This window comes from Bradyrhizobium sp. CCBAU 45321 (assembly GCF_028128975.1).
Taxonomy (GTDB): Bacteria; Pseudomonadota; Alphaproteobacteria; order Rhizobiales; family Xanthobacteraceae; genus Bradyrhizobium; species Bradyrhizobium yuanmingense.
Genome location: NZ_LFKZ01000127.1, coordinates 141231 through 158063, shown reverse-complemented (window position 1 = coordinate 158063; position 16833 = coordinate 141231). Strand labels below are relative to the sequence as shown.

Here is a 16833-nt window from a genome sequence, read left to right as displayed (position 1 = left end):
GCGATTGCAGTAGTCGATCGCCCTCTTAAGGCTGGTTGTTTGGTGGTCTTTCAATGAACCGCCGGCTGCCATTGAGAAGCTCGAGGTTATTGGCGATAACCGGGTTGCCTGGGTCGAGCGAATAGGCCTTCTCAAACTTTCGGCGCGCCGCACTCAGATTGCCGCGCAGCATGTACGAATATCCCTGGTCATTCAGGACCTGCACGGTTTCGCCGCCCAGCCGGATCGCTTGGGCATAGGCCTGGTCAGCCAGATCAAACCGACGTATCCGATCATAGCTCGCCGCGAGTCCAACCCAGGCCGTCACGTCCTTCGGCGATTTCTCGACCGCATCCCTGAAATAGCGATTAGCTAACCCGTAGCTGCCGCGGTTGAAATGCTCCAAGCCCAGCCGTACCGGCTCGTCCGAGGGATAATATTTGACGTCGGTCGGCTCCTGCACCGGGTCGCCGCCAGGCGGCTCGACGGGAGCGACGACGGCAGCCTGCCTAAGCGTATGATCACACCCCGCAAGGCCGATCCCCAACCAGCAACAGGTCAGCATGAAGATGATACGTCGCATAACCCCTTGGTCCCCCGCACGTCGCAGCAACTTCACTGCGCCGTTCGCAAACAACATCGCCAAAACCACGCACTAAAAATCGTTACCTGCCGCCTACGCCTACTCCGCCGACCGGCACTGATACTCCTGTAGTCGATCCAGCCCCCAATCCTTCTATGTTGACGTTCTGGGTTGGGGCAGTCCGCACGCCCATTTGTTTCGTCGCATCGCCAATGTCGGGAAGCTGATCCACTGGCTGTTTCGTGTTGCCATAGCGAGTCACGGCGGCGCCCACGCGCCGGGCGTCGTGCACGATCCTGCGATCACCGACGTTTCGCGGCCATGGATGGATTGTGTGGGTGACCGCGTTGACCTCCTTGGCATTGCCGGCACTCATCGTGATGGTGTCTGAACGCTGGAAATAGCGGTCCACCTCGTCATGACCGGCCACCCCGTAACATCCCCCGAGCAGCAGCGGTGCGAACAGAGCCAGATACCTGATGGTCATCTCCCGCTTCCTTCTCAGTTGAGCGTTTTTACGACGGGCTGGTTCGCAACAGCCGGTGCCGGAATGGTCGCAGTGATCTCGGGAGCGATGATGTGACCATAAGGTCCTTTAACGTCGCCGCCGGAGTTAACGTAGTCATTGTAACGCTTGCGGACTTCCATCTGGCCATTGAGGAAGAAATCGACGTCGTTGGCCGGAAGGCGAGAGTCGAGCGGCGACGCCAGTTGCTGACCCGGTGCGGCCGGTGCGACCAGGCGCGGCGTCACGATGATGACGAGATCGGTTTCCTCCTGCTGGTACGACTTGCTGCTGAACAAGGCTCCGAGCACAGGCACGGAGCCGATCCAGGGCAATTGCGAAACGTCCTGACGGTTGCGGGTTTGCAGCAAGCCGGCGATCGCAAAGCTCTGGCCGTCCCGCAGCTCCACCGTGGTCCGTGCATCGCGGCGGGTCAACGCCGGAACTGTCGTCCCCTGAATCGTCACTGCATTGGCGAAATCAAGCTCGCTGACCGACGGCTCCACCCGAAGGTTGATGACCCCCCGCGAGAGCACGGTGGGGACAAAGGCCAGCTCGACACCGAACTTCTTGTAGTCGATGGTGATGGTCGGAAAGCCGGCTGCGGTCGTGTTCGGAATCGGCACTGGAAACTCACCACCGGCCAGGAAGCGCGCTGCATCTCCGGAAAGCGTGGTCAAGTTCGGCTCGGCCAACCTGCGAGCCAATCCTTTGGTTTCCAGCGCAGAGATCAACAAGTCCACCGAACCGCCATTGCTGGTTCGGACGATGCTGGTCAACAAGCTTCCGAACGGGATCGGAGCTATGCCGCCCGCTGTGCCAAGAAGCGTACCAGCTGTTCCGAGTAACGGCAGGCTACCGGTGGGGGAAGCACCGACTTGGCCGCCGCCAACGCCCAGGGGGCTATTAGCGGTGTTGATACCACCAATCGGTCGCCGGCCCGCCGTAGTGCTCAAATTGCCACGTCCCGTATTCGCGACGTTGGTCCCGTTGGCATTCGCTGCGTACAGGTTCACACCGAGGTCGCGGCCGGCATCCCGGGTGACCTCGAGAAACCGCACCTCCAGCATCACCTGCTGCGGCGCCGCGACACTCATCGCGTTGACGACGGTGCCCCCCTTCGCGACCGTGCTGGTGGCGATCGCCATGGCCCGCTCGGCCGTAACCGCATCGGCGGCCGTTCCGCTGAGTACCACCTGGCCCTCGGAAGCCGAGACGCGGATCCCGTGCCCGCCAGTGCTGCTGCGGATGTTCTGCTGGAGATTGCCGGTATCGATCACGACCTCGACGTCGAGGATGCCGATCTGCTTCATCGAGGAGTCGAGCAGGATGACGTTGGTGGTGCCGGTCTGCTTGCCCTGGACGTAGATCAGGTGATCGCTGAGCGACTTCACGTCCACAATGTCGGGCGAGCCGGCCACGATAGTTGCGAAAGCCGTATCGACCTTGAAGGTGCGTGACTTGTTGACCACCACCTTGACCCGCTGGACGTCGTTCATTTCGCTGACGAAGACGCCGCCGCCGGAGAAGCCCCGCCGGTCTGCCGCCATCGCGCGGTCAGCGGACGCAAAGGAGGCGAGCGCCGCGCCAAGACCCATCACGCTGAAGGCGAGAAGCTCCCTTATCTTACCTGAAATGCGATCGCCACCCATTCGAGTCCCCCAACTGCGATCCGCGGCTCCCCCGCAAATCTACGTGCTCGACATCCCCAATAGTTCCCCTCTGCGCACCACGCCGCAGAGCTTACAAGATGTCCGACTACAATTCGTTACTTCGCGTTTCCAAGATCATCGTCCTTGATGCTGCCTGCTTGCAAGAAGAGACGCTTCCCGCACAGCCTCAAGTGGCAAAGAAAACTTTCCAATGTTGCGGGCGCGCATCATTTCTCTCTGCAGCTCCGTTCAGAACTGCTGCAGCACGACCACGTTTGCGCGAGATTCCGTCGTGGCTCACGATCGAACGGCGTCGGCTCGTCGTCTCCAAACGGCACTTGGCCAGGCTCAGATTGCTTTGGCGCAGTTCGATTCCGAGGGGTTTGTCCAGCTCGAGCACCGACCCGAGGCGATGTCGGCCAAGATGGGTAAGGCACGTTGCCATATTTTGCCTAAAAGGGAATCTGCGTTGACGCGCTCGGCGCATTGAGTGCTGTGCCCCATATCGGCATCAGCATGGTGAAGCCGGCTTGAGAAGCGGTCACGGTCAAGTTGCTGCCGCTGGATGCCACGCTCAGCGTCGGCGTGAGACCGCCGCGATACAGGAACGGCGCGGCAGTCTGTTTAGCGGTCGTGGACATCGGATCGCCCCCGCAGATTGACGGCGACTGAGGCGGGCTTTGAAGCAAGGCGGGCGTGTAGCAGCTGATCATGACCGCTCGGGCCCCGGCGCTCGCGAGCGTCCGCAAGGACTGCATCGTGATCGCATAGCGTCCGAGATCGAAGATGGCGAAGATCAACATAAAAAGGGACACAAAGGCGAGGATGAACTCGAACGATGCGATGCCCCGCTGATCGAGCTTTCTCATCACTGCACCAAGCGGACAACTTGGGTGTAAGGGACGGTGACCGGATTACATCCATCCGTGCTCAGGAAGCCGCCACCGCCCATGGTGAGTGTCTGGGCGATCACTTGTGAACAGGTCGTATTGGTACTTTGTGTCGCTCCGTTCCAGGTCACGTCGACATGCGGGAAATACATCGCACCACCCAGCCTTACCGTACCGCCGGTGATGTTGACTTTATTACTGCTCTTGCTCGGCGCCTGATCATCAATCAGAACGCCGTTCAGATCGGAAGAGAAGGTGTTGGTGTAGGGAGCGGACAGCTCAACGCTGGCGCCGCCAGAGATGGAAATGCTCGAATCCCCGAGTAATACCAGAGTGACGCCTTCGCCCGTGCCTGCCGGTGGCCAGGGTCTACAGGCATTGCAGGTGATGGTTCCGCCATTGAACTTTATTGTCCCATTGTAGAAAAAGTACGTGCCCGGACTAAAATCCACCGTGTCCCCGGTCGTGCACGTTAGGTTGCGGTACAGGTTAGTGCTGCTCGGCGGAGTGTTGGGCGTCAACGTACCACTGCATGCCAAATCGTTTGGCCTTCCGCTCGATGTCAAGCTATTGAACGATTGGCTATCCAATTTGCTGAGCGGATTGTTGGCGTACGGCATGAAATAGTTGTGCGTGACGCCGGGATCGGCGCAGGTGCTGGCTGGACTACAGCCCGTTACGCCCAAGACGGCCCACCCCGAACCGGTGAAAGAGGCAGTGCTGGCAAACTGTACACTGGCATCCGACATTATCGGGCAGCCCGTGCCGTTGTTGCTGACGTTACCGGCAATTTTAAGCGCCCCTCCGCCGCCGTTCGGATCAGGTCCGAGCGCCAAGGCGCACACCTTGCTCGGCAGTTCGACCAGAGCGATGGCTTGGGCGGGGATGTTGACGGTCGTCAAACCCAGCACTGCCGATAAGTAGGCCGGCTGTTGCTGACTGACGAGGGCGCGAACGGCGTTACCGCCGCCTCCTGCGGGCGGCGTTGTGAACGCACCCGCACTGTAGCTGCCGATATCGATCTGCACGGCGCGCGAGATTCCTGCTGGAAGGCTTGTCGCACAGTTGGTGCCCGGATAGGCCGTGTCACCGGAGTTGCAGAACCCGTTCTGCGCCGCGAATTCCTTTGCTTGATAATCCACTGATGTATCGCAGAGCACACCAGCATTGTCGCATGCAAGTCGCAGGGCGCCCGAGTAGGCCGCTGCATCGGCGGCATTCTGCGCGTGCTGCCTGGTGACGTACCACGATCCCGCCTCGGCCCCGAGTGCGACCACGCCGATGAGCGGAATCAGCGCGATCACTGTCGCGAATGCGGCCGAGCCTCGTCTGGAACGGAGCAGACTGCGCATGAGAACACCTACTGGAAACGTTCGGAGTAAGGCAGCGTGTACGTGCAACTGCTGGGGCACAGCACCGACGTCAACACAATCGGGGCCAAAGTGACGGTCGTCGAAAACGTAAAGTACTTGGGAGTCAAACCAAGGTTGCCGGAGTTGCAAGCTGTGCTTCCGCACATGACCTGGATGTTGCCGATGGTATGCCCGGCGACCGTTGTCTGCAGCGTCGACACCCAGGTCCCCGGGTTCGCCGGGTCGGGCGGACTCTTGTATTGAATGTATTGTCCGAATGAGCGCAAGGCCGACCACGCAGAGATAAACCGGAAGCCCGCGGCAGCGACGTCGGCGAGCGGCATCAGCAGGAACGACACCATGAAAATGTAAACGATGACTGTCTCAAACGCGACGGCGCCGCGCTGATCGGCGACGAAGGACCCTCTACGATACGCGCGCCTGCCTCCACGGGGACTTGCCACGTGCGATCGCGTCACCCGAGCCGCAGCGATCTGAACCATGTCCACCACAATCCGGCCACGCATAGCCGCTCACCAAACGTAAGGAATCACTCGCCAACGTGATGCTTCGTAACTCGAATATTCAGGGCAATTGCGCCGAAGCAGGTCTTCCTCGTAAAGGATTCGGCAGACCTGAATGCCGATATGCAGGACCAGGACGATCACCGTGACCGGTGTCAGGTATTGCAGCACGACGCCCAGCACCACGATTTCTTCTGCGACATAGAGCGGGTGCTTGATCCATCGATACGGACCGGTCTGGACCACCGAGCGCGCCTGTGGCACCAGGCTGAACGACCGACCCAGATGTCGGATGGTGACAAGCATCATGATCGTGCCGACCAGCACGCAGGCGGTCGATGCCAGGTTGGGCAGCGTGTCGTCGGTTTTGCCGAGGAAGCTGATCGTCCATGGCAGATAGCTGCCGACGAAGGCAGCTATTCTTGGAAGCAGGCCATCGGCATGCGCCTTTGCCGGTGAGCGCGTCATGATCAACAGTGCCAGGAGCATGTAGAAGATGCCGAGGCAAAAGCTCGACAAGAGCGAGGGCCATGGATCGTGCAGCGACGCCCCAATCCTGACGGCGACGCAAAGAGCCAGCAACAAGAACCACAAGCTGCCAAGCAGCCGCATGATCCGGTCGTAAGATCCGCTCTTGGAGAGGGCAATTGTGGTCATGGCTACTTTCCGAAGCTGGCGAACGAACGCACGAGGTGAAGAACGGGACTTCCCCCCATGATGACGAACATGGCTGGGAGCAGGAACAGCACCATCGGAATGGTCAGCTTGGCGCCCAACTTGTGCGCCCTTTCTTCCAGCTTGGTGATGCGTTCCCGCCGCAGGTCGAGCGCGATACTGCGCAGCGCCTGGCCCAACGGCGTTCCGTACTGCAAGCTCTGGCTGATCATCGTGCCAAACCGGCGAAGACCATCCGAAGTGACCGCCAAGTTCTCGAATGCTTCGACGCGACTTGGCAGTATCCGGAGATCATCAAGGAGTCGGTGCAGCACCCAGGCCATGGCAGGATTGGTCGACTTCATTTCTTCGGCGACGCGCCCCAGCCCGCTTTCCAGGCCCATTCCCGCCTCGCTGCACACGATCAGCAAATCGATCATATCCGGCGTACCCAGCCGAATGGCAGCATCAAAGCGCCGCTTCATCACCGACAGAGCCAATCGCGGACCCAAGATTCCGATCACCACACCCATCAGCGTGAAGACCAGCACGTCGGCAGGTCTCCTTCCCGAAAGTTGCGCCAGAAGCAGCGCAATGACCGGCAGCGCGAACATGCTGACGATCTTGATGCCGATCCAGATCGGCAAGGTTCTATGATGATTGAAACCAGATGAGTGGAGGACCGTTCGTAGCTCCTCCAGATTCTCCTCGGCGTAGAAGCGCCGATAGCGCATGCCCAGCCACGAGAACCAACCGGTCAGGTCTTTGAAGGGGGCTGAACGGTAAGGGATACCCATCACGGCGCTTGAGACCCGCGTGTCCAATGCACGGACGTGTAGTTCGCGGATGATCAACATGAAGGCCGCCGTTCCAGCTACGACTGCGAGGGCCGCCAGCCCGAGACCGAAAGTCATAGTTCTGTTTCCCGCCTGACCATCCAACTTATCACCAGATGCCCGATGAGCACCGAGACTACCGCGTAAGCCAGAAGCTTGTTTCCGGTCGGGTCAGTGAACAGCAGATCGACGTTCTGCGGATTGGCCGCGTATAGCAATGCTCCGGCAATCAGGGGCGAGATCGTGAGTGCTCGCGAGGAAAAGATCACTTCTCCCGCCAGCGCCTTGGCGCGAGCAGCGAGCGCAACACGCTGACTCACCGTGTCGCCCAGCGTCTGCAAGGTCTCGGCCAAGCTGCCGCCGGACTTCAATTGAACCGCAAGTGTCACCGCAAACATCGCATACTCTGCCACTTGCGTTCGCCGATAGACGCCTTCGACGGCTTCCTCCGGAGGTCTTCCCAGATTCATTTCGCTGCACACGATTGCAAATTGTCCGGACGTCGGTTGCGGCATTTCGCGCGCGATGGTGCGAAATGCTTCGTGCACAGGCAGACCCGATCGAACCGTACTCGTCACCAGCTGAATGGCGTCAGGCAGCTGCCGGAAAAGTTGACTGGCGAACCGACGTTGCTGCCAGCCAAACAGACCTCGCACGACTACCACGGCGGCAATCGCAGCCGCGACACACACGTAGAAAACGGAAAATCCCAGCAGGCGATTAGCGTAGAAGATCGCTGCTACGGCGATAGCGGCAGCAAGCAGCACATACGCCGGATGCCAGGCGTGAACCATCTCGGGCCTGTAATTGGCCAAACGGTGGAGAAGCAGATACCGGGAGCCGGTCTCCGCCCGGCGAATGGATGGCAGACTGGCCGGATGGGAGGCCGGTAGAGCGACCGCCAGCCGGCGGTCCATGCGTCGCTCCCGGCCGTCGAGCCATAACGAGCCGACGGCTGCGCACATCGCGAGCACCAGAACAGCGACGATCACGGCCTCAGGTATCATATCTGCCTCACTGCCTCGGCCCAGGCGCGATCGAGCCCGAAATAGACGAGACGGCTCTTGAATTTCGGGACTGCAAGGGTGGCCCGGTAAGTGCCCGAGATCCGCCCATTGTCGTCCTCCTCCTGGTATTCGAAAGTTGCGATGTCGTTGGTGGTGATCACATCCGATTCCAGCCCCATCACCTCGCTGATCTGGATAATGCGACGTTGCCCATCGCGCATGCGTTCGACTTGCACGATGAGATCCAGTGCAGCGACAATCTGAGTTCGAATGGCTCGCGACGGCAGATTCACCTGCCCCATCTGCACCATGTTCTCGATGCGGGTCAGGGCGTCGCGAGCACTATTGGCATGGACCGTGGAGATCGAACCATCATGGCCGGTGTTCATCGCCTGCAGCATGTCAAACGCTTCGGCGCCGCGCACCTCGCCCACGACGATCCGGTCAGGACGCATGCGCAGCGCATTCCACAACAGATCGCGCTGTGTCACCTGCCCCGTGCCTTCAAGGCTGGGAGGCCGGGTCTCCAGGCTGATCACGTGCGGCTGCTGGAGCTGCAACTCCGCCGCATCCTCGATGGTGACGACGCGTTCGCTGTGATCGATGAACTGGCTCATGGCGTTGAGCAGCGTCGTCTTGCCGGACCCGGTGCCGCCGGAGACCAGGACATTGAGCCGACACCGGGCGGCAATCTCCAGCAATTGTCCGACGGCTGCCGTCATCGAGCCGTTTTCGATCAGTGCGGCGATATCCAGACGGCGGCTCGGAAACTTTCGAATCGAGATGCAGGGGCTGTGGATCGCCAGCGGCGGGAAGATGATGTTGACGCGGCTGCCGTCGGACAAGCGGCAATCCACCATCGGACTGGATTCGTCGATGCGCCGTCCAACTTGCGCGGCAATTTTCTGGGCCACCGATGCGATGTGATCATTGTCGCGGAAGCGCACCGCGATCCGCTCCAGCTTGCCGGCTCGTTCGACATAAACGTTACTAGGCCCGTTGATCATGATGTCGTTGATCGATTGATCGAGCAGAAGCGGACGCAGCGGCCCATAGCCGGTCATGTCGTCGGCAATCTCGTCCGCCAGTTGAAGCTGCTCGCGACCCGACAGTTCGAGCCGTTCCTCATTGGCGATGCCATGGATGATTTCCTCGATCTGGCGCCGAAGGACGTCACGCGAAACAGTTGCGGCCACCGATGGCTCAATCTGCTCGATGACGCGTTCGCGCAGTGAAGCTGGCATCACCGGCCGGTCAATCGAAGCCTCGTCGCGCCTTGAGGTTGATGCAGGCACGCTTGGCGTCGTTGCAGCCAAGCTCGGCGTCGATGCAGGCAAGCGAACCGGCGTTTCCTCGTCGCGCCTACCAAACCTTCTCATAGCCCCAGCAGCCTCCTCAGCCGTCCCTTCTGCTCGGCGCCGAGCCCCGTGATCTCCCGTACGATCGGCGCGAGATGGCGTCGCAGTGCAGATACGTGCTTCAGCGCGGGTATTCCGAGATTGACCGCCTGGGTCATGCCCTTCCCGAGATCGGGTACGACCATGTCAGGCTCTGTCCCCAACGCCTTGACCACTGCGGCCCTGGGAAGGCCGCCCGGGCGATTGGCACGGTTCAGCAAGGTGAAGACCCGATCCCTGCCGGCAATATTGGTGACGGCGGTCCGTAGTGCGTGGGCATTGCGAAGTCCGGTCACCTCCGCCTCCAGCAGCACCAGCACGTGCCGGGAAAGAGAGATCACCGGATGGATGGATGACGGAAACGGGACCGGGACATCGACAACGATGTAGTTGAATCGTTGGCGGAGCAGGCCAAGGACGTGCCTCACGCCCGCTTCGGTGATGTCGAGCTGAGCGTCCAGCTCCTCATCGGCGGAAATCAGGCTAACCCGCTCGTTGACTGCAATTGCGGCGCGCTCGAGGAACAACGTGTCCGCCCGCATCGGGTTCTCCAGGGCGATGCGCAGGCCTGGTCCGGGCTGAACACCCAGCATCACGGCTGTTTCGCCGCCTTGAAGATGAAGATCGAGCAGCGCGACCTTGGCCTTGGTGGTCTCGGCCAGTTGCAGCGCGAGATTGATGGCGATGCTCGTTGCGCCGGCACCGCCCTGCGCGCCGCAGATCGAGATCACATGCCCGCCTCGGTCGGTCGGCGCCGGCGCACGATCGCCAAGCAGCTTTGGGCGCAGCTGGTCCAGCACCATGTCCCGCGTGATCGGTCTCGGCAGGTACTCGGTCAGGCCGAGCTCCATAAGCGCGCGATAGAAGGTGATCTCCCTGCTTTCACCGATCAGAGCCACCCGGACATCGGGCGGACAGACGCCGGCCAGCCGCTCCAGTTCGGCAAATGGATCATCGATTCCACTGATGTCCGTCACCAGGGCGAATAGTTCGGTGTCCGTTTCGAGCATCCGTATGGCATTGCGGATCGTGCCCCGCTTGATCGAAATGTTGCTGCCTTCAAGGCCCTTGCGCAGAGCCGCGGCACTCAGTTCGTCATTGACGAAGCAGACGATTCGATTGCGCGCGACGACAGACGTTGGTTCTTCAGGTGTACTGATGGCCGCTATGTTAACGCTCATCAACGTTTCTCCAGCAACTTGCCTGCCTGAACCACCATCGTCGCTCCGCGGCGAGACACTTCGGACCCGTCGCAGTTGATCGGAACGTCGCCGTCGGCAGATTCCTGTTTCCTGACCGAGTATTGCTTTATCTGACCACCGGAATGAACAACGACCGCTGCAGTCCGGCCGGCAATCGCATTTTGGCGGGCGATTTCCGGCGACACATCGCAGCTGGACATCGCGCCAGTGTCCGCCGTATCCCACTGTTCGACTGCGGCCCGCACCGCCAGGGAAAGCGTTCCGAGCTGCCTTGCGACCGTGATCTTCTTGACCTGGTCCGGGGCAAGCTCCAACGACACAGTCTGCGCTTGCTTGCCGGCCACCGAGCCGGCTACCGAGCTTACGGTTCGGCCACCCTGCATGATTTCCTGATCAATCGCGATGACTCGAACGTTTCCTAGAACGGTCTCGCTCAGGGCCCGGCGCGCGGGATCTGCCTTCTCGAACACCTGGGTCAACAAGACATCAACATGATCACCCGGCCTGATCAGCCCCGACACGCCAGACTCCTCGTCCACCTTGATGCTGATTGCACGGCTATCCGGTGCCAGGACGCTGGCCAGGAAGCCTCGATCCCGAGGTCGCAATACGTCCTGCAAGGTAATGGGACTGCCAGCGTCGACGAACTTGCGAACCAGAGAGCCGGGAAGTCCGGCCTTCGAGTCCGGTGTTTCCAGGATCGCTCCTGCAGGGAGGCGTTCAGGCGACACCGAGCGCACGGCGAAATCGTCTTCGCGGGTCAATGTACCTTTCGACAGGGGACGTGCCGCGACAAAATACCCGACAGTCGAAGCAGGCGCCGGCCCTTGCGCCGTAACGGTTACAGGAACCTGTTTCGGCAGGTTCATGTTGTAGGCGATCAGCCCGAATGCGGTGGTTGCGAGCAAGAGCACCAGGATGATCGAGAGGCGCAACGTGGATGACATGTCAAAATCCTCTGCTCGAGATGGTCCAGATGCCACCGCACGCTATGGCCACCCCGTAAGGCAGGGGCGCGTGTCGCACGTGGCGCCAGCGCTCGATCGCGTAGACGCGGCGTGCGAGCGACGACCCGACCGGCGCCAACCTCGGATATGGCAGGACGCGCATCACCAGATGCACCAGGGCAAGAACGCCCCCGGCCAGCGTGGTTACCGTCAGCAACTCAATCAAGCCCGTCGGCGGCAGGCCAATGGCCAAAGCTACCAGTAACTTGACGTCGCCCCCGCCAATCCCGCCACGCCGGTAGAGCGCGAGCAGCAGCAGGAACAGGAGCGTCGCGGCGATGAGAGATTCGGCAAGTTGCATTGGGCTGGCAAGCTGACGGGCGATCCCGAGCAGCGCCAGCAAGAGACAGACGTCATTTCGGATCGTGCGGGTCGCGACGTCGAGCGTTGCGACATACAGCAACAACGAGATTTCCAGTATCGAGACGGTGGAAGAAACCCAGCTCATGCATGCCTCAGGGTGGTGGAAGGCACAGCAAGAATAAGAATGGAGAGAAATAACATTCGGAGGGGGACACATTCCGATGCCCCCCTCTGGCCGGACCGGCCGTATCAGACCGCCGCAGTAAAAGCGGTGGTGATCGCGGTGATCCCGCCTGTCAGCGCGGTTCCGATCGCACCGCCGGCACCAACGCCGAACACAGCTGACACTGCGCCGATGATGCAAACCGCGACGATGATGTACTCGAATGACACCACGCCGTCCTGGTCCGTCCGCAGACGCTTCAACGCTTCCTTGGTCTCGATGAAATGATGCAACATAGAGGAATCCCTTCTTTCAAGATGGATTTTTCAGACACCTTGGCAACTTCAGCGGCTGCGGATTTATCTCCGGCCCCGCCAGCGACAAACTATTCATTAAATGTCTATTATCGTCAACATTTAATATATAATACATATTTCATATTAAGCTACCGCGAAATAACCCGTCGCGACGACCCAACAATCGACAAAACCGTCGCAATACAAATACGATAGCCGACCTAACAATTGAATCCCGACAAGAGCGCCGGCTGAGAGCCGGCAAAGAATCACCGGATTATTACGGATGAGCAGCGTTTAATAAGATTCATCGATGCTGCGCCCAGGCCGGCGCGCATGGAGCAAGTTTCGCCGACGTGCGGCGGCGCGAACAGCACATCTGTGCACGACGGGTGAGGTGATCCCTTCGAAATTCCGATCGCACTGATCGCTGCCTTGTAGCCGCATGATTCCCGTCAGTTGCACCGGTGTGCCGCAATCATTGAGGCTCCTGGACCCCACCTTGCGAGGCGGACCATCGCGGGATGGTGGTACGCTCTAGAGCGTAGCGCGCAGCCAGGACCGCCATCATTGTTACGGGCTCAGTAGCCGGCGCATCTGCCCTGGGTGCGGAGAAAAGCAAAACAAACGATTATTTTGTTATTGCATATAATCATGATGACTCCATCACAAAATTAAAAAATATGTTGGGGAAAAGAAAACATGGGAGGTTGGAATGGAAGCTGCCCGCCGCTTTCGCGCAATGGCCTTGCTTTGCCGTCAGACTGCCGTACTCCAACCTGCGCGAAGCTGGAAATTGCTTGCAGAGGCAGAGTACTGGGAGCATCTGGCGGCCGCGGCCTTAGCTCATTGAGCTTCAGTCGGGCGTTCTTTGTCTTCCGTTTTCGTCGACTTCCTAGTTAAGTCCTTTTCTGAGGCATGTGATGTCCAGTACGCGTCAAATTTCTTCTAGTGCTGTTCTGAGCGAACGGCACCAGGCGCTTCTGGAGGAGCTCAGAGAGGTGGAGAAACTTCGAAGTAAGCTCCGACATCTAGAAACAAAACCAATCGGCAGAAGGCGGCGTACCAAAGCGAACGGCAGAGCTAGAGCCGTTTAGAGACCCGCCGGAAAGGATGACCCGGCTCACTCGCGCGATTCGATGCACGGATTGCCCGCGTTCCTCGCGTCCACCTCTACCTTGAAAGAGGACTGGGCGGCTTCATCTGCGCCTAGCGAGCCTCGGCGATGACGTCGCTACGACGCGTCGCCAGCCAGCCAGGCCGGGGTGCCTCACAACACTTGAACGAACTCGGCGGCGAGACGGGACGCCCATTCAGGGTCGGGCGTTAGCTCCGACTTTCATTCGACGTTGCACTTCGGAACACCGCAACGAGCCGATCGCCTTCCCAAAGCTCAACGTCGTGCTCGTCATGCATTTGCTCGGCTCGGCGTCTCGCCGCCTGCTCGTCAATACAGTCGAGCTTTGCAGTGCAGATCACTTGCCGGCTGCCGTCCACCACGAAAACCTTATACCGCATGATGCCGTCCGATCCAAAAAGGTGACGATCATCGTACCCGAATGTCCGGTTAAGGCAGCGCCAAACTAAGTGCGATGCAACGGAACCATTGTACGTGTGGCAGTTCGGCGATACCTGCTCGTTCAATCCGTCGGTCGCGCGGCGGCAGTACCTCGTATGTCGCCACCTCAGTGGCGTAGTCTCACTGCGTGCCGAAGCGTGTGGCTCGAGCTTAAGAGCGAGAGGCCACCAAGCGTCATCAGCAGCCCACCGAGCCAGCCCGTCCAGCTGCGCGCTTCGTCGTGCCCCTCTGCAGTGCGCGGGCCCAGCGGCATATCTTGAGGTGGGTCGGCAGGCGCGGCGGCGAGAAACTGCCCAACGTTGACTTGATCCGGCACGGAGTGTTCGCGCTTGAGCTGGTTGCGGGGAATATCTCCGACGGGAGCCTCCGACATCAGGGTAGCACCCGTGCCGAGATCGGAAGTGGCATCTGCTACCTGAATTTCCGTTACAGGCGTCTGAGATTGCTCGGGCGGTGCAGAGCGCAGCAACTCCGCGCGCGCATCAACGATCACGCTCCGCGTGGTCTGCGTGGTCCGGTTCTCGTCGAAACTGGCGCTACGGTCTTTGGCCGCGGGAGCCCGAATGGGCTTCTTCACCGCCGCGATGCCCTCGGCCAGGAACCAGCATCTGCGACGACCGTCCATTCGGTAGACCCAATGCTGTCCGCCACTGGTCGAGGTACCGGGACGCGGCGCGCATTCGGCTTGCGGCGGAGAGGTGGTTACCGTGGGTTGGGACGTAGCAGTATTGAAGAAATCGGTTAGAGGATTGGAAGACGCAGGCGTCGCCGAAAAACCTCCGACAAGGAGCAAACTGGCGAAGTACAATCGCAACTGTCCGGACATCGGAAACTCCCGGGTGCGCCCCCGCTTGAGCCTTAGCGGCGACAACGGCCCCCATGCGGCTTAAATCGGGCAACGCGATGAATTAATGGTATTCTTGGCCACCTAATTGATATGCCGGTCCAGCACTCCAGGGATGCCTGCAACAAGGGGATAGGCCGATGGATTCATCGGGTCATCTGAGTTGCGCCGGCCTCGATCCGCGGCTTAGCCGCCCGGTCGATCGCGATAGTTGCGCCCGTTCCCGAACACCAAAGCAAAACTTGCCGAGGGATGAGTTCGTGGATGTCGCGATACGTGGACACCCCCGCTACGAATTAAATACTCCATCACGATATTACCATCGTCGCGCCTTTTTCCCTGCCACCTAGCGGATTTAAATGTGGATTGTACGATCAATATTTAACTGACGGCTTGCCTGCTCCCTGATTCCCGACTTGTGTGCCCGGGCCTTCTGCCCAAGATTCGGATTGGAGCCATGAACACCGCGCATTTTAATTCGCTCTCCGTTGACGAGCTCTGGACCCTTCACCAAGAGGTCGCCGCCAAACTCACTCAGAAAATGTTGGTGCAAAAAGCACGTTTGGAGGAAAGGCTGCGCAGCATTAGACTGGCCAGCGAGGTCACACGGCTCAATTACAAGCGCCGCCGTCCATATCCGCCCGTCCGTCCCAAATATCGCAATCCGAAGAACCCAGCGGAGACATGGTCGGGTCGTGGCAGGCAGCCGCGATGGCTGCGGCCGCAGCTTCGAAGCGGCCGAGACTTGGACGATTTCCTGATCGATCAGGCTTCAGCTCAAAAGCGGCAGACAAATTGAGCGCCGATTGCGGCATTTTGGGTTGGGAATGCTGGCGCCGGCTATTTCCCGATCTGAGATTTTCACATTATCGCTTTAACGCGGGTCATGACTATGGTTGGAGCCATGGCCATAGCGACCGCACTTGCGATCTGGCTGACGGTCTCGCTGAATCGCTCGGGGGGCCCGCGGCGCAGTGAAGACATCGACGCGAATCTCAAGCGCGCGATGGCCGCGTCTAGTCGCGATGCCTTTTGAAGTGCCGCCTAACCGCATTCCACGCCCGAAGGGCTGGAAGGACGAGGACGGCGAAAAGAACTCTGATTGGAACCGGCGTCATCCCGCGCTGCACGAGTGGTGGGTCGTGACCATCCGAGCGACCGGCCGTCGTGTTGATCGTCGCCGGCGATGGAATTGCTGCGCGCCGAGTAGATGCCGGTGTGCGCGAGGGCAGGACAGCTACAACGAACAGAACGTTCACCAGCAGCCATATTCCCACTATGAGAAGGAAACTACGCACGAGAACGACCATCGTTGATCTAATCTGCCGAGCTTATTCCTGCCTCATACCCGGCACGCAGCCGGCAACTCTGCGTTCGCGGACGGAACCGCGTCGCCGCAGCCGGCACATTTGGCATCCGCCGATGCCGTTGGGCCTGTGCGCTTCGCGAACGCCCAGGATCGCTCGCAGCCTAGTCGGGCGCAACACTCGCGTCTGTGCGCTTTCGAACATTCAGGCCCTTCAGGTATGCTAGTCTATGCATCATCGGGCGAGAGCCGGACAGAGATGGCTCATCAGCCAAGACGGCCGACCTCAGCCTGCAATCCCTGAACCGGGGCTGGGTCATGGAGCATGGCTAAATATCGCAGCACTAAGAGCGGCGAATTAGCGGTGCACATAGAACCAGTATCGAGCTTCGGCAGTTGACTCCCGATGGATCCGAACAAGCAGACTGATTGTTCGGGCCGAGGATAATACTAAAAGCTACGCCGGCACACATGAAGGACCTTCGACGACGTTTGGAAAAGGTCCGCGCTGACGCCAGAGAATTTACGCTGATGAGTCAGCGGGCGACGGACATAGAAAAGCGCGAGCTGTTCAAGCGCTTGGCGGATGAGCTCGCCTTCGAGGCTCTCGAGCTCGAGCTGATCGTGAAGAAAAATCAGCCACCTGATCCGTGCGACAAGCACGAGGTCGTGGAATTTACGTTACCCTCTCAGCGAAAGCGCGGCTGACGCGAAAGAGGTTAAGCCGGCTAGATCGTGCGTGCATAACGGATCT

At 59.9% G+C, this 16833-nt stretch carries 18 protein-coding genes; 3 read left to right on the top strand and 15 right to left on the bottom strand.

The features are described from left to right. Positions 1-25: 25 nt before the first annotated feature. From ACM43_RS26055 to ACM43_RS25985, 15 genes are all read right to left on the bottom strand, one after another. Positions 26-562, bottom strand: a complete 537-nt coding sequence (locus ACM43_RS26055) for a tetratricopeptide repeat protein (protein WP_085969012.1) — start codon at positions 560-562, stop codon at positions 26-28. Between the two features lie 82 nt (positions 563-644). After that, positions 645-1049, bottom strand: coding sequence for a hypothetical protein (locus ACM43_RS26050; protein WP_271543934.1), 405 nt, complete (start codon positions 1047-1049; stop codon positions 645-647). 14 nt (positions 1050-1063) lie between these two features. After that, entirely contained in the window at positions 1064-2719 is a 1656-nt protein-coding gene (locus ACM43_RS26045) for a type II and III secretion system protein family protein (RefSeq protein WP_271543932.1), read from the bottom strand. A gap of 452 nt (positions 2720-3171) precedes the next feature. Next, positions 3172-3588, bottom strand: coding sequence for a TadE family protein (locus tag ACM43_RS26040; RefSeq protein ID WP_225143018.1), 417 nt, complete (start codon positions 3586-3588; stop codon positions 3172-3174). Further along, a complete protein-coding gene (locus tag ACM43_RS26035; RefSeq protein ID WP_271543927.1) occupies positions 3588-4961 on the bottom strand; it encodes a pilus assembly protein TadG-related protein in 1374 nt (457 codons plus the stop codon). Before ACM43_RS26035 ends, ACM43_RS26040 begins: the two co-directional genes overlap by 1 nt. A gap of 8 nt (positions 4962-4969) precedes the next feature. Continuing rightward, positions 4970-5464, bottom strand: coding sequence for a hypothetical protein (locus tag ACM43_RS26030; RefSeq protein WP_271543925.1), 495 nt, complete (start codon positions 5462-5464; stop codon positions 4970-4972). Positions 5465-5494: 30 nt separating this feature from the next. Beyond that, on the bottom strand, positions 5495-6097 hold the full coding sequence (locus tag ACM43_RS26025) for a methyltransferase family protein (RefSeq protein ID WP_225125395.1): 603 nt from the start codon (positions 6095-6097) through the stop codon (positions 5495-5497). Positions 6098-6144: 47 nt separating this feature from the next. Then, entirely contained in the window at positions 6145-7053 is a 909-nt protein-coding gene (locus ACM43_RS26020; RefSeq protein ID WP_271543921.1) for a type II secretion system F family protein, read from the bottom strand. Beyond that, positions 7050-7982: a type II secretion system F family protein gene (locus ACM43_RS26015; protein WP_271543919.1), complete on the bottom strand. Its 933-nt coding sequence runs from the start codon at positions 7980-7982 to the stop codon at positions 7050-7052. The genes ACM43_RS26020 and ACM43_RS26015 overlap by 4 nt, the downstream gene beginning before the upstream one ends. Continuing rightward, positions 7979-9361 carry a CpaF family protein gene (locus ACM43_RS26010; protein ID WP_271543917.1) on the bottom strand — a complete coding sequence of 461 codons (1383 nt, stop codon included), beginning with the start codon at positions 9359-9361 and terminating at the stop codon, positions 7979-7981. The genes ACM43_RS26015 and ACM43_RS26010 overlap by 4 nt, the downstream gene beginning before the upstream one ends. After that, positions 9358-10560 (bottom strand): AAA family ATPase, encoded by a 1203-nt coding sequence (locus ACM43_RS26005; protein WP_271543915.1) that lies wholly within the window; start codon positions 10558-10560, stop codon positions 9358-9360. The genes ACM43_RS26010 and ACM43_RS26005 overlap by 4 nt, the downstream gene beginning before the upstream one ends. Continuing rightward, a complete protein-coding gene (cpaB, locus tag ACM43_RS26000; protein ID WP_271543913.1) occupies positions 10560-11528 on the bottom strand; it encodes a Flp pilus assembly protein CpaB in 969 nt (322 codons plus the stop codon). The genes ACM43_RS26005 and cpaB overlap by 1 nt, the downstream gene beginning before the upstream one ends. A gap of 1 nt (position 11529) precedes the next feature. Next, positions 11530-12036, bottom strand: a complete 507-nt coding sequence (locus tag ACM43_RS25995; protein WP_271543911.1) for an A24 family peptidase — start codon at positions 12034-12036, stop codon at positions 11530-11532. A gap of 104 nt (positions 12037-12140) precedes the next feature. Next, entirely contained in the window at positions 12141-12350 is a 210-nt protein-coding gene (locus ACM43_RS25990; RefSeq protein WP_036008144.1) for a hypothetical protein, read from the bottom strand. Positions 12351-14035: 1685 nt separating this feature from the next. Continuing rightward, complete coding sequence (locus ACM43_RS25985) at positions 14036-14755, bottom strand: hypothetical protein (protein ID WP_271543906.1); 720 nt, start codon at positions 14753-14755, stop codon at positions 14036-14038. A 475-nt stretch (positions 14756-15230) separates the two neighbouring features. On the opposite strand from ACM43_RS25985, the gene ACM43_RS25980 reads away from it, so the two are divergent. The 3 genes from ACM43_RS25980 (at position 15231) to ACM43_RS25970 (ending at position 16787) form a co-directional block, all read left to right on the top strand. Further along, positions 15231-15572 carry an H-NS histone family protein gene (locus tag ACM43_RS25980; RefSeq protein ID WP_074448231.1) on the top strand — a complete coding sequence of 114 codons (342 nt, stop codon included), beginning with the start codon at positions 15231-15233 and terminating at the stop codon, positions 15570-15572. A 105-nt stretch (positions 15573-15677) separates the two neighbouring features. After that, the gene (locus tag ACM43_RS25975) at positions 15678-15809 is read left to right on the top strand and encodes a hypothetical protein (RefSeq protein WP_271543904.1); all 132 of its coding nucleotides are present in this window, start codon (positions 15678-15680) and stop codon (positions 15807-15809) included. A gap of 741 nt (positions 15810-16550) precedes the next feature. Next, positions 16551-16787, top strand: a complete 237-nt coding sequence (locus ACM43_RS25970) for a hypothetical protein (protein ID WP_036025141.1) — start codon at positions 16551-16553, stop codon at positions 16785-16787. The last annotated feature ends 46 nt before the right edge of the window (positions 16788-16833 follow it).